Origin of the sequence: Anaerotruncus massiliensis (ex Togo et al. 2026) (assembly GCF_900199635.1) — a bacterium.
GTDB classification, from domain to species: Bacteria; Bacillota; Clostridia; order Oscillospirales; family Ruminococcaceae; genus Anaerotruncus; species Anaerotruncus massiliensis.
Map to the genome: position 1 here is coordinate 2,554,155 of NZ_LT962687.1, position 13,124 is coordinate 2,567,278.

The window sequence follows — 13,124 nt, forward strand, 5'->3', positions numbered from 1 at the left end:
TCCCGGAGATTCCTAAGAACCCGGCGGAGGGTTCTTAGGCGGACTTTTGGTTCCTTTTCGTCCGCCCGAAAAGGAACCCGTGCCGCGCGGCGGAACGCGCAAGTCATTCTTGCCGCTTGGAAAGCGGCAATTCCCGTCTACGCCCCGCCGGGCGCAGCGCGGCACATCTGAAGCGCCCCAGAGGGGCGCGTAAAAGGCTCACCGGGCGCAGCGCGGCAAATCCAAAACTGCCGCCGGGCGCAGCGCGGCAAAAAAATCAAAGCTCCTCCCAGCCGAGCGTACGCAGGAACCACTTGTCCTTTTCGTTCAGCTGTGCGTTTTTCAAAAGCTCGGGGCGCTTTTCATAGGTGTTCTTGAGGGACATTTCACGCCGCCACCGGGCGATGGCGGCGTGGTTGCCGTTCGTGACGATCTCTGGCACGGCGACGCCGTGCCAGACGGCGGGCTTGGTGTATTGCGGGTATTCGAGCAGGCCGTTCCAGTGGCTCTCCTCGGTGAAGCAGCTCTCATCGGCGAGCACGCCGGGGCAGAGCCGCGCCACGCAGTCGATCAGTACGAGCGCGCCGAGCTCCCCGCCGGTGAGCACATAGTCCCCGATGGAGATCTCCTCGTCGACGATCTCGTCGAGCACCCGCTGGTCGACCCCCTCGTAGTGGCCGCAGAGCACAAAGAGGTGCTCCGCCTGGGAGAGCTCCTTCGCCCGCTGCTGGGTGAGGGTCTTTCCCTGCGGCGACAGGTAGATCACATGCGGCCGGGAGGCGCGCTCGGCGCAGACCGCCTCCCAGGTGCGGTAGATCGGGTCTGCCTGGAGCAGCATCCCCTTGCCGGGGCCGTAGGGGGTGTCGTCGACATTGCGGTGCTTGTCGACCGTGTAGTCGCGGATCTGCCAGCACTTGATGTCGAGATGGCCCGCTTTTCTGGCGCGGCCGACGATGCTCTCGGAGAGCACCGTCTCGCACATGTCCGGGAAGAGGGTCGCCAGATCGATCTTAATCATCGAAAAGCCCCTCCAGCGGCCGGATGACGATCCGCCCGGCGTCGACGTCCCGCTCGAGCACCACGTCGGGGATGGCGGGCACCAGCCGCTCCTTCCCCACCTCGTCCCGCAGGTAATAGACGTCGTTCGCGCCGGTCGGGCGCACGTCGTAAACCTTCCCGTAGCTGCGCCCGGTATCCGCGTCGAACACCTCGCAATCGATCAGGTCCTGTACAAAGTACTCCCCTTCCCCGACCGGCGCGTCCGCGCGGTCGATGTAGAGCACCTGGTTTCGCAGCGCCGCCGCGGCCTCCGGCGTGTCCACGCCCGCTATTTTCAGCACCACCATATTCTTCTGCACGCGCGCCCGCTCGACGGTGAGCGGGGTCTCGCCGCGCCTGAGAAAAAGAGTTTCAAAGTCCAGCAGGAAATCGGGGCTGTCGCACCACGGCTGGACCTTCACCTCGCCCTTGATCCCGTGGGTGGTGACGATCTTTCCACATTCCAGAAATTGTTTTTTCATGACGTCCTCCCTGCTTGCAAGAGGGTAAAAATGGGGGAGCGCACGCTCCCCCATTTTCCGGTTCTCAATCAGTCGATCTCGACGGCGACTTTGGTTTCAGCCTTGTTGGCCGCCGCCCTGACGACGGTGCGGATCGCCTTGGCGATACGCCCCTGTTTGCCGATGACGCGCCCCATGTCGTCGGGGGCAACGTGGAGGTGGTACACGACCAGACCCTCCTCGTTGGGCTCGTCGACCGTGACGCTGACGGCGTCCTTGTCCTCGACAAGGCCCCGCGCGATGGTAACAATCAGCTTATCCAAAACGACTTACCTCCACGCCCATATTAGAGCACGCCTTCGATTTTCAGCAGCGCCTTGACGGTGTCCGTGGGCTGGGCGCCGTTGGAGAGCCATTTCTTCGCCTTTTCCGCGTCGACCTTGATCACGGAGGGGTCCTTGGTGGGGTCATAGGTGCCGATCTCCTCGATGAACCTGCCGTCGCGGGGATAACGGGAATCCGCAACCACGATCCGGTAGAAAGGAGCCTTCTTCGCACCCATCCTTCTCAGTCTGATTTTAACAGCCATGTATGTCACCTCCTATGGTTATTGACCTTCTGTCTTCTATCGTCCGCCGGGAATCCCCGGAGAGACAGCCTTAAAACGGCATCCCGGGCATGCCGCCGCCCATGCCGGGCATCCCGGCGAAGGGGTTCCTGCGGCGCTTGCCCTTCTTTTTGCCGCCGCCGGACATCTGCCGGAAGAGCTTCTGCATCTGCTCGTTCTGGCGGAGCACCCGGTTGACGTCCGACACGTCGGTGCCGCTGCCCGCCGCGATGCGGCGCTTGCGGGAGGGGTTGATGAGCGCGGGCTTTTCCCGCTCGGCGGGGGTCATCGAGTGGATGATCGCCTCGACCTTCCGAAGCTCCTTCTCCCCCTGCTCGGCCTCGTCGTCGCCGATCTTTCCTGCGGCGCCGGGGAGCATATTCATCACGCTCGAGAGCGGGCCCATCTTTTTGAGCTGCTGCATCTGTTCGAGCATGTCGTTGAAATCAAAGGTGTTCTGCTTGAGCCGCTCGGCCATCTCGGCCGCCTTCTTGGCGTCGAAATCGGTCTGCGCCTTCTCGATGAGGGTGAGCACGTCCCCCATCCCGAGGATGCGGGAGGCCATGCGGTCGGGATAGAAGGGCTCGAGGTCCTCGAGCTTTTCTCCCGTGCCCGCGAACTTGATCGGCTTGCCGGTCACCGCGCGCACCGAAAGCGCCGCGCCGCCGCGGGTGTCGCCGTCGAGCTTGGTGAGGATGACCCCGTCGATGCCGAGCGTCTCGTCGAATTTGGAGGCCACGTTGACCGCGTCCTGGCCGACCATCGCGTCGATGACGAGCAGGATCTCCTGCGGCGACACGGTCTCCTTGATGCGGGAGAGCTCCCCCATCAGCTCCTCGTCGATGTGCAGGCGGCCGGCGGTGTCGAGGATGACCAGGTCGTTGCCGTAGTCCTTCGCGTGGGCGACCGCCTTTTTGGCGATCTCCACCGGGTCGCCCTGCCCCATCTCAAAGACGGGGACGTTCGCCTTTTCCCCCACGACCTTGAGCTGGTCGATCGCAGCCGGGCGGTAGACGTCGCAGGCGACGAGCAGCGGGCGCTTGCCCTGGTTTTTAAAGTGCAGCGCCAGCTTGGCGGAATGGGTGGTCTTTCCGGAGCCCTGCAGGCCGCACATCATGACGACCGTCGGGGGCTTGCTGGAAAAGTTCAGGCGGGCGTTTTCCGCGCCCATCAGCGCGGTCAGCTCGTCGTTGACGATCTTGACGACCATCTGCGCGGGCGTGAGGCTCTCGAGGACCTCGTCCCCCACCGCCTTGGCGGTGACGTTGGCGACGAACTCCTTGGCGACCTTGTAGTTGACGTCCGCCTCGAGCAGCGCGAGACGCACCTCGCGCATCGCCTCCTTGATGTCGCTCTCCTTGAGCCTCCCCTTGTTGCGCATCTTTTTGAAGACGGCGGAAAGCTTGTCGGACAGGCCTTCAAATGGCATGGGGTTCCCTCCTGACAGTCCTATGTAAAAAGCGTGTTATTCGTTGATTGAGCCGGCGATCTCGATGATCTCGCCGCACTTGTCGGTGATCTCCTTGGAGGTGCCGAAGCGGCTGTTGTAGGCGCGGATCTCCTGCGCGTTCTGCACGATCCGGTCGAGCCCGTCCTGGATGGTCCGGAACTTTTTGGCCAGGCCCAGCCGGTCCTCAAGGTCGAGCAGGATGCCCTCCGCGCGCTTGATGGAATCCCGCACGCCCTGGCGTGTGATCCGGCTGTGCGCGGCGATCTCGGAGAGCGAAAGGTCCTCGTTGTAGTAGAGCTCCACGACATTGCGCTGTTTCTCGGTGAGCATGTCTCCGTAAAAATCGAGCAGCAGCGAAATTTCCAGATTTTTAGCCACCATCCTGCCTCCCATCATGTAAAGTGATCTGCTTTACACGTTCCCTCTTTGTGTATTATAACGGACAGTCCCCCGTCTGTCAAGGCGATTTTCTTTACACGACAAAATATTTTCTTTTTGTTCAACATTCGAGCACGCGATCGTGTATAATAGAGCTGTCGGGCCGCGCCACGCGGCCCTGCCGCCCGGCGCCGCGCGCCGCGGAGAAGGGAGCGATCCATGAACATCAAGAACGATCTCACCCAGCTGATCGGCAACACCCCCCTCATGTACCTGGCCAACTACAGCGCCTCGCGGGGACTGACCGCGAAGCTCGCCGTCAAGCTGGAATATTTTAACCCCCTCGGCTCGATCAAGGACCGCGCCGCCTACGCGATGGTCGTCGACGCGGAAAAGCGCGGCCTCGTCAAGGAGGGCACCGTGATCATCGAGCCGACGAGCGGCAACACCGGCATCGGGCTGGCGTTCGTCTGCGCGGCGCGGGGCTACCGCCTCATCCTCACGATGCCCGAGACGATGAGCCGCGAACGGCGCGCGCTGCTGGCCGCGCTGGGCGCCGAGCTCGTGCTCACCGAGGGCGCGAAGGGGATGACCGGCGCGATCGAAAAGGCGGCCGAGCTGGCTTCGCAGCTCCCCTCCGCCTTCATCCCCCAGCAGTTCGAGAACCCCGCCAACCCCGCCATCCACGAGGCGACGACCGCCAAGGAGATCCTGCGGGACACCGACGGCCGGATCGACATCCTCGTCGCGACCTTCGGCACCGGCGGCACCGTTTCGGGCGTCGGCCGGGCCCTCAAGCGCCACAACCCCGACATCCGAGTGGTCGGCGTGGAACCGGCCGAATCCCCCCTCGTTTCGGAGGGCCGGGCCGGCCCCCACGGCATCCAGGGCATCGGCGCCAACCTCGTCCCCGCAAACCTCGACCGTTCGGTGCTCGACGAAATCGCGACCGTCACGACCGGGGAGGCGTTCGAGGCCTGCCGCGCCGTCGCCAGGCAGGACGGCCTGCTCGTGGGCGTCTCGTCGGGCGCGGCGATCGCCGCCGCCGCGAAGATCGCCGCCCGGGAGGAAAACGCGGGCAGGCTGATCGTCGCCGTCTGCCCCGACACGGGGGAACGCTACCTCTCGTCGGGGCTGTACGAAGCGTAAGGAACCATAAAATTTTCTGATAAACGGAGGAAGCATGATGAACGAACAGGAAAACAAACTCCCACAGGAAGAGACCGAGGCGCCGGTGGAGCAGGCGCAGCCCGCCGCTCCGGAGGAGGCCGCGCCGGAATCCGCCGGCCCCATCCCCGCGGACAAACCGAAAAAGGCCGCCCGCTATACCCACCGGACGGCGAACACCCTCTACCGCCTGCACATCGGCGGGCTGGTCGTGACCGCGGTCTACCTGCTCAGCCAGCTCATCCTCACCCTCTCGAGCTATTTCACCCAGAAGTCCCAGCTCGACCTGATGATTGCGCTCGGGCAGACCAACCAGAGCATGTCCTCCCTCAACCTCTCCCTCTTCTATTCGCTGATCGGCATGGTCCTGCCGCTCGTCTGCCTCGTTGCCGTCTGCTTCCTCTTCCTCTTCTTTGCCGAGGTCGTCGAGCAGATGTCCATCCGCAACCAGAAGTCCTGACCCTTCGTCGGGACGGAAAAAGCCCCCGGCGCGAAAGCGCCGGGGGCTTTTGGTTTTCATCAGGTCTCCGTGTCGTCCGGCTCCTCCTCTTCCTCCGGGGCGGGGACGAAGTGGTCGTCCAGCCAGCCGAGCAGCTCCTGCCAGATCTGCTCGCGGCCCTGCTCCCCGAGCACCTCGTGGCGCGCCCCCTCGTAGAGCACCAGCTCCACGTCGGCGACCCCCGCCTTCACATAGCGGTCGTACACCTGCGTGGGGCCCCTGCCGTACTCGCCCACCGGGTCCATCGTGCCGGCGACGATATAGATGGGGGTCTGCCTGTCGACGCCGGCAAAGCAGGCGTTCTCGTTGCACTTTTTGAGCAGCGTGAACATGTCGGCCATGCCCGAGACGGTGAGCAGGTACCCGCAGCGCGGATCGTCGGCGTACCGCTCGACGAGCGCGGTGTTGCGGCTGAGCCACTCGTAGCCGGTGACGGCGGGGATGCAGCGGTCGTTATAGTGCCCGAAGACGAGGTGCTGGAGGTCGTGGTCGCGGTAGAGCTCGCCGTTCTTTTTGATCGAACGGGCGGCGAGCCTGCGCCCGAAGTCGACCCGCACGCCCGCGCGCGCGGTGCCGCAGAGCACGAGCCCGACGATCGTCCGGGGGTATTTCGCGGCGTAGAGGCGGGCGACGAAGGAGCCCATGCTGTGCCCGAGCAGCACGACGGGCGCGCCGGGGACCTCGCTGCGGATGATCTTGTTGAACTTGTGCTGGTCGTCGACCAGCCGCTTCCAGCCGTCCTGCTCGGCGAAATAGCCGAGGTGCCCGTCGTCCCGCGCCGAGCGGCCGTGGCCGAGGTGGTCGACGCCGCACGCCGCGTACCCCTGCTGCGCGAGCCAGCGCATGAACTCGTGGTAGCGGCCCATGTGCTCGACCATGCCGTGGGAAATCTGCACGGCGGCGCGCACCGGGCCCGCCGGGATATAAATCCATCCAAAGATGGTGTCGGTGCCGTTGGTGCTCCTGAATTCGATCTGCCTGACAGTGATGTTCATCTTGTTCGTTCCTCCCGCGGCAGGCGTCCTGCCGTCCGATTCATCGCGCGCCGATCTCAATGGCCGCCGCGAATTCGCGGTCGACCACCTCGTGCAGCTCCCCCTTCTCGTTGACGGTGAAGAAGGTGACGTTCTGAAGCGTCTTCCACATCCGCACGAGGATCGAGCTCTCGTCCCGCGGCATGCCGGTGACCGCGTTGATCACCCGGTTCTCCCGGATCGAATGGACGATCGCGCTCTGCGGGTTGTTGGAAAATTCCACCGTCATTTTGGCGCCGTATTCCTTGGCGACGCCGAAGAGGTGTTCGAGCGCCGCGGGGTTGATCTGCGCGCCCGTCTTCATGACGCTGAGCACCGTGAGATCGGTCTTGCTCAGGTCCGCGATCACGCGCGCGGCCTTGATGATCCGCTCGCAGGTGAACTGGTCGGTGACCAGCACAAGGGTATTATAGACATTCGGCTGCGTCTGATTCATGACGCCCTCCTCTATCCGGATCCGCCGGGGACGGCGGAATGTTTTCTTCCCAATCAGTATACAACAAAATTGTAAACAAATTATGATAAAGAACCCGATTTTTATAAAAAACCGCCGCCCGTCCGATACCGACAAAAACCGCGCCCCGCAAGGCGGGGCGCGGTACAGGAAAGGAGGCCGCGGCCGGCCGGTCCGCGCGGACCGTCAGCCGAAGAACTGGTTGAAGAAGTCCTCGAATTCGTCGTAGCTGTCGCCGTAATCGTCATAGCCGTTCCCATAGGGGTTCTGGCCGTTGCCGTAGGGGTTCTGCCCGTAGGCGTCCGACGGGTCCTGGACGCCGCCCTGCGTTGAAACGCTGTCCCCCAGGTCCTCCATCAGCGCGACGGTGACGGTGAAGAATTTCCCCTCCGCGTTGGGGCGCTGGCTCGGGCGGTAGACCTCAAGCTCGACGGTGTCGCCCGGCTTTTTGCCCTCGATCTCCGCCGAAAGGTCCTGCGTGCCGGTGATGTCCTTGCCGTTCACCTTGGTGATGATGTCGCCCGGGACGACGCCCTTTTTGGAGATGTCGGAGCCCTCCTCGGTCGACTGCACGAAGAGGCCGGTGGGCACGTGGTTGAGGCGCGCGAGCACCTCGTCGACCTCGGTCGCGTAGATGCCCAGACGGACCCGTCCGGTGACGCGTCCGTAGGCGATCAGGTCGTCGACAATCGGCTTGACCTCGTTGGAGGGAATCGCAAAGCCCATGCCCTCGGCGCCGGTCGCGATGACCTTTGCGGAGTTGATGCCGATGACCTGGCCGTATTCATTGACCAGCGCGCCGCCCGAGTTGCCCGGGTTGATCGCCGCGTCGGTCTGGATGAGGTTGGTGTAGTGGGTCACGGTGGTGCCGTTCTGGCCGCCCGCCGTGATCTGGCGGTTGAGCCCCGAGACGATGCCCTGCGTCACGCTGCCCGCGAAGTCCATCGACTGCGGGTTGCCGATCGCAAGCACCTTTTCGCCCATCTTGACCTGGTCGGAGTTGCCGAAGGTCGCCGCGGGCAGGTTCTCGGCGTCGACCTTGACGACCGCGAGGTCGGTCTTGCTGTCCGAGCCGACCAGCCGCCCCTCATAGGAGGTGCCGTCGCCCAACTGCACGGTGATCCCCTTCGCGCCCTCGACCACATGCGCGTTGGTCACGATGTAGCCGTCCTCGCGGATGATGATCCCGCTGCCCATGCCCTCGGCCTGGTAGTTCTGGTAGTTCACGTAGGTGGTGATCGCCACGACGGAGGGGGAGACCTTTTCGATGATCTCCTCGCTCGACAGCTTGCCGCCCGGCAGCGATTCCCCGGCCGACTGCGGCTTATCCTGCAGCGTGATGCCCGGCAGGTCGTCGGCCGGAACGTTCAGCGTCGGGCCGTTGTCCGACGCGGGCGGAGCGCCCGCGTCCTTCCTCATGCTGCTGTAGATCCCGATGCTCGTCAGCGACACCAGCGACACCACCAGCACCGACGCCAGAATGATCCCGAAGACCATCAGGCCCTTGTTGCGGCGGCGCGGCTTGGCCTTGGCCGCCTGCTCGTAGTCGGAGATGTTCCACTGGTAGGCGTCCCGGCGCTGCGCGCTGCGCCCGTCGGGACGCTGCCAGCCGCCGCTCGCCGAATACTGGTTGGGGGTCAGGTCCTGCGGCGGCTCCTGCCGCCCGCTCTCCTCCGTCCCCGCGGCGCCGCGCTCATAGGGAGGGCGGTAGCCCTGCCCCTCGTTCTGCGGAGGCACGTTCCACACATGCTGCCCGCCAGCCGGACCGCTCTCCGCCGAACCGTTTTCCTTCTCGTGCGGATTTTCGTTCGGATTGTAATAATCGCTCATATATCTCATACCTTTCACGGTTGGATTCCGCCTGTGGAGGCGTCCTTTTTTTGTTCTTCTGGCGTTAGTATACCGCAGATTTGTTGCAATAAAATAGATGAGATTTAAAAGAATTATTCATATCTGTTGAAGAATTTGTGAACCCGGGGACTTTTGAAAAAGTCCCCGGGACCCGAAAACTTTTATCAGGCCGGCCACCCTTCCCCACCGCCGCCTCTGCCCGTGCCGCCGGGCCAGGGGAACTCTGCCGCACGGGCGGATAAAGTCCCCGGGACCCGAAAACTTTTATCAGGCCGGCCACCCCTCCTCACTGCCGCCTCTGCCCGTGCCGCCGGGCCAGGGGAACTCCGCCGCACGGGCGGCGCGAAACCGTGGGGCGCGACGGCTTGATTGAATCAAAAGTTTCGGGGTCCGGGGGGCTTTTCAAAGCCCCCCGGTCAGTTCTTTTTGCTCTTATGGGGCTTGGGGATGGTGAAGACGAACTCGCAGTATTCGCCCTCGACCGAGCGGACGATGATGTCGCCGCCGTGCAGGTTGACGATCGAGCGGACGATGTGAAGCCCGAGTCCGGCGCCGCCCTTGTCGCGGCTGCGGGACTTGTCGGCCTTGTAGAAGCGGTCGAAGATGTGGGGAATCTCGTCCTTGGGGATGCCGTCGCCGGTGTTGCGGATGCCGACGGAGGTATAGCTGTCGTCCTCCGAGTAGTTCACGTCGATAAAGCCGCCCTCGTTGCAGAATTTGACGGCGTTTTCGATGAGGTTGTAGACCACCTGATGGATGAGGTCGGGGTCGGCCTCGACCATGACCTTGCCGCCGTCGAGGCCGCGCACCTCGATGTTCTTCGCCTCGAGCGGCTGCTCAAAGGTAAAGACGGTGCGGATGACCGTGTCGTTCACGTCGAAGAGGTCGGGCCTCAGCTCCAGTTCGCCCGCCTCGATGCGGGCGATGTTGAGCATCGAGCGCACGAGCCGCGAGAGCCGCTTGATCTCTTCCGAGACGATTTTGAGGTAGTCGTCCCGCTTTTCGGGCGGGATGGTGCCGTCGAGGATGCCGTCGATAAAGCCCGCGATGGTCGTCATCGGCGTGCGCAGCTCATGGGAGACGTTGGCGGTGAAGGAGCGGCGCGCCACCTCGGTGGTGGCCAGCGAGGTGGCCATATTGTTGAAGGAGATCGCGAGCTGCCCGATCTCGTCGTAGCTCTCCACCGGCACCCGCACGGTGAAATCCCCCTTGGAGAAGCTCTGGGTCGCGGCGACCATCTTGCGCAGCGGGCGCACGAGGTCGGCGGTGATGAAATAGACCGCCGCGAACGCGAGGATCAGCACGGCGAGCGAGCTGATGATGAACATCTTGAGGATTTCCTTGAGGAAGACGGTCAGCGTGCCCGCGGAGGCGGACGCGAAGATGACCGCCGCCGGGACGCCGCTCTCGGTCTTGACGGGGATGCCCACCGTATAGTGGTTCTGGGAGTAGAGCCCCCCGACCTTGCCGACCTCCTGGTATTCGCCCGCGGCGCACGCCTCGGAGATGATGTTCTTCGGGATGTCCACCTCGTTGTAATCCGAATGGGAGCCGCTCACGAAGAGCAGCAGCTTGCCGTCGGTGTTGGCAAGGTAGATATCGGCCTCGATCGCGTCCGCGAGGATGGTGTAGCGCGGCAGCACGACCGCCGGGGTCACCCCCTGGTAGAGGTTGGAGCGGAAGTCCGCGTAGGTGAGCTCGGCCGCCTGCTGGGCGTTGTGCTCAAGCAGACGGTAACGGTCCTGCTTGAAGTACTGGCTGGCGAACGCCAGCAGCACCGCGCCCAGAATCGTGATGCTCAAAAGGATGATCGCGGCGATGGTGATGAAGTGTTTACTGAAGAGCGTTTTTTGCATACCCGACCCACTTTTCTGATTGTTTGATGCGAAAAAGGGCGGGCTTGCCGCCCGCCCCGCGTGATCAACAGGTTATTCCTTGACCTCGAATTTGTAGCCGACTCCCCACACGGTTTTGAGGGTCCACTGGTCTGAGACGCCCTCGAGCTTTTCACGCAGGCGCTTGATGTGCACGTCGACCGTGCGGCTGTCGCCGTAGTACTCGAAGCCCCACACCTCGTCCAGCAGCTGGTCGCGGGTGTAGACGCGGTTGGGATTGCTCGCCAGGTGGTAGAGCAGCTCGAGCTCCTTGGGCGGCGTGTCGATCACCTTGCCGTCCACCTTGAGCTCGTATTTGGTCATATTCACGACCAGCTTGTCGTAGCTGACCTCCTTGACGTCCGCCTCCGCGGCCGTTTTGCCGGTGCGCCGCATGATCGCCTTGATGCGCGCGACGATCTCCTTGGGGTCGAAGGGCTTGACCACATAGTCGTCCGACCCGAGCTCGAGCCCGAGCACCTTGTCGAACGTCTCCCCCTTGGCGGTGATCATGATGATCGGCATGTTGGATTTTTTGCGGACCTCCCGGCAGACCTGCCAGCCGTCCAGCTTGGGCATCATGATGTCCAGCAGCATGAGATCGGGATTTTCAGAAGAGAATTTTGCGAGCGCCTCTTCCCCGTCGTTGGCGATCACGACCGCGTAGCCCTCCTTCTCGAGATAGAGCCGGAGCAGCTCGCAGATATTGCGATCATCGTCGCAGACCAGGATTTTCCCGATTGACATGTCTGGTACCCCCATTCTGCCCGCCGCAACAGGCAGATTATTTGCTTTATCATATCACAATTATAGCGGAAAATCACCCGTTTTGGTGAATATTTTTTGAATGGGGATTGTCCAAACTGCAAAGAAACGCCCGCCGCGCGCGCATCCGTAAAAAAGAAGGGCGGGCGCTCACGCGCCCGCCCTTCCGGCGGCCCGGTTCCGCTTATTTCGCAAAGGAGGGGAGGAACGCCTTGGCGGGAGCCGCGGGCGCCTCCTCCGCGGGGGCTTCCTCCGCCGTCTCCGCGGGGGCCTCGACCGCTTCCTCAGCGGCCGCCGGCTTCTCCGCGATGATGTAGGTGCCGAGCTCGCGGGTCTTCAGCTCAAAGACCCAGTCGCCGTCGTCCGTCTCGTGGATCCTCCCCTTGCCGGTGATGTCCACAAGCGCGCCGTCCACTACCTGGTAAACCACAATCGAATCCTCGTCGACCGACAGCTCCCCATCCTCATTGAGGAAGGGGATGCGCAGCCTGAGGGAGGCGCGGCTCGTCGCAGCGATCTTCGGATTGCCGATAAAATCAAAGAGGTAGGCGTCCTGGTCCGCAAAATATTCCGCGTACTCCTGGTCGTCCCATTTGGTGGTCATCTTTGGGAAGAACTTCTTCGCGTCGTCGTCGCTCGTGAAGTTGAGCCACGCCAGCGTGTCCTTTTCGTCCTCCCAGGTGATCTCGTTGTCCTCATTCTTCTGCGGCTTCACAACCACGCCGCCGTCGCCCGCCTTGAAATCCGCGTCCGCGCTGCGTTCGCCGTTGCCCATGAAAAATTTCAGGCCCATCGTCATTTTGGAGCCCGGCGCGTAGACCCCCTGCGCGAGGTCCTTAAAAGCCACGTCCCCTTCGGAAGCCCCGTTGAGCTCCTCCAGCGTGTCAAAACCGTAGTGGCCCTTTACGCCGTTTCCGGGCTCCCCGTCTTCAGCCGATATGGAGTCGACCAGATAGCGCTTGGCCGTAAAGGTGACCGACGGCGTCAGCTTGAACTCGTCGCCGCTGAAATCCTGCGCGAGCTCGATTTTGAGCGCGTGGCAGCGCCAGCCGCGGACCTCGAATTTCTTCTCCACAAAGCTGATTTTTTTGATCATTTTGGCGTTGTTGTCGCCCTTGTCGAACTTCACCTTGTAGTTGTCCCTGTCACCGTACCACGCCCCGACCTCGTCGGGGTCGTCCGGGTTCTCCCCGGCGAAGATGCGGAAGGGCAGATAGACGGTGCTGTCCGGCGGAATCAGGTCCTCCGGGTCATAACGATTTCCGTCGCCGTCGTAAAGGACGCCTGCGTCAAGGTCGGGGATCGAAAGATCGACCTTCTCCGCGTCCGCCGCAAAGGCGGTCACGCCGAGCGGCAGGGCCAGCGCGAGCGCGAGGACCAGCGCCAACAGTTTTTTCATTCTGGTTGCCTCCTCATACTTATTCATCATTATACACACCGGATAATCCAACCGTCATTTTACACAAAAATGTGAGCGGCTATCCAAACAATAGTATAGCCGCCGTCCGTTCGTCCTGTCAACCCGGCTTTTTGGGGGTGTTTTTGCGGTTTTCTTTGTGCATCTTTT

Annotated in this window: 14 protein-coding genes; 2 read left to right on the forward strand and 12 right to left on the reverse strand. The window is 62.8% G+C overall.

Annotation, left to right across the window (positions count from 1 at the left end; genetic code table 11):
- Positions 1–256: 256 nt before the first annotated feature.
- The 6 genes from trmD to ylxM all read right to left on the reverse strand — a co-directional run bounded on the left by trmD (position 257) and on the right by ylxM (position 3,916).
- Positions 257–994: a tRNA (guanosine(37)-N1)-methyltransferase TrmD gene (trmD, locus tag C1A13_RS12260; RefSeq protein ID WP_172439320.1), complete on the reverse strand. Its 738-nt coding sequence runs from the start codon at positions 992–994 to the stop codon at positions 257–259.
- Entirely contained in the window at positions 990–1,499 is a 510-nt protein-coding gene (gene rimM, locus C1A13_RS12265; protein ID WP_101552418.1) for a ribosome maturation factor RimM, read from the reverse strand. The genes trmD and rimM overlap by 5 nt, the downstream gene beginning before the upstream one ends.
- 68 nt (positions 1,500–1,567) lie before the next feature.
- Positions 1,568–1,801, reverse strand: a complete 234-nt coding sequence (locus C1A13_RS12270; RefSeq protein WP_101552420.1) for a KH domain-containing protein — start codon at positions 1,799–1,801, stop codon at positions 1,568–1,570.
- 23 nt (positions 1,802–1,824) lie between these two features.
- On the reverse strand, positions 1,825–2,067 hold the full coding sequence (rpsP, locus tag C1A13_RS12275; RefSeq protein ID WP_006873857.1) for a 30S ribosomal protein S16: 243 nt from the start codon (positions 2,065–2,067) through the stop codon (positions 1,825–1,827).
- Positions 2,068–2,137: 70 nt separating this feature from the next.
- Positions 2,138–3,514, reverse strand: coding sequence for a signal recognition particle protein (gene ffh / locus C1A13_RS12280; RefSeq protein ID WP_101552422.1), 1,377 nt, complete (start codon positions 3,512–3,514; stop codon positions 2,138–2,140).
- Positions 3,515–3,550: 36 nt separating this feature from the next.
- Entirely contained in the window at positions 3,551–3,916 is a 366-nt protein-coding gene (gene ylxM / locus C1A13_RS12285) for a YlxM family DNA-binding protein (protein ID WP_172439274.1), read from the reverse strand.
- Between the two features lie 216 nt (positions 3,917–4,132).
- Here ylxM and cysK point away from each other — a divergent pair, with 216 nt between their 5' ends.
- Together cysK and C1A13_RS12295 are read left to right on the forward strand one after the other, a co-directional pair.
- Entirely contained in the window at positions 4,133–5,062 is a 930-nt protein-coding gene (gene cysK / locus C1A13_RS12290) for a cysteine synthase A (RefSeq protein ID WP_101552424.1), read from the forward strand.
- 37 nt (positions 5,063–5,099) lie between these two features.
- Positions 5,100–5,540, forward strand: a complete 441-nt coding sequence (locus C1A13_RS12295; protein ID WP_101552426.1) for a hypothetical protein — start codon at positions 5,100–5,102, stop codon at positions 5,538–5,540.
- A 59-nt stretch (positions 5,541–5,599) separates the two neighbouring features.
- Here C1A13_RS12295 and C1A13_RS12300 read toward each other — a convergent pair whose 3' ends face one another.
- The 6 genes from C1A13_RS12300 to C1A13_RS15030 form a co-directional block, all read right to left on the reverse strand.
- Positions 5,600–6,574, reverse strand: coding sequence for an alpha/beta hydrolase (locus tag C1A13_RS12300; RefSeq protein ID WP_101552428.1), 975 nt, complete (start codon positions 6,572–6,574; stop codon positions 5,600–5,602).
- Positions 6,575–6,614: 40 nt separating this feature from the next.
- Positions 6,615–7,049 (reverse strand): universal stress protein UspA, encoded by a 435-nt coding sequence (locus tag C1A13_RS12305; RefSeq protein WP_101552430.1) that lies wholly within the window; start codon positions 7,047–7,049, stop codon positions 6,615–6,617.
- 204 nt (positions 7,050–7,253) lie between these two features.
- Positions 7,254–8,906, reverse strand: a complete 1,653-nt coding sequence (locus C1A13_RS12310; RefSeq protein WP_101552432.1) for a S1C family serine protease — start codon at positions 8,904–8,906, stop codon at positions 7,254–7,256.
- Between the two features lie 428 nt (positions 8,907–9,334).
- A complete protein-coding gene (locus tag C1A13_RS12315) occupies positions 9,335–10,774 on the reverse strand; it encodes a sensor histidine kinase (RefSeq protein ID WP_101552434.1) in 1,440 nt (479 codons plus the stop codon).
- A gap of 72 nt (positions 10,775–10,846) precedes the next feature.
- Positions 10,847–11,539, reverse strand: coding sequence for a response regulator transcription factor (locus C1A13_RS12320; protein WP_101552436.1), 693 nt, complete (start codon positions 11,537–11,539; stop codon positions 10,847–10,849).
- 202 nt (positions 11,540–11,741) lie between these two features.
- The gene (locus tag C1A13_RS15030) at positions 11,742–12,956 is read right to left on the reverse strand and encodes a hypothetical protein (RefSeq protein ID WP_207654194.1); all 1,215 of its coding nucleotides are present in this window, start codon (positions 12,954–12,956) and stop codon (positions 11,742–11,744) included.
- Between the last annotated feature and the right edge of the window lie 168 nt (positions 12,957–13,124).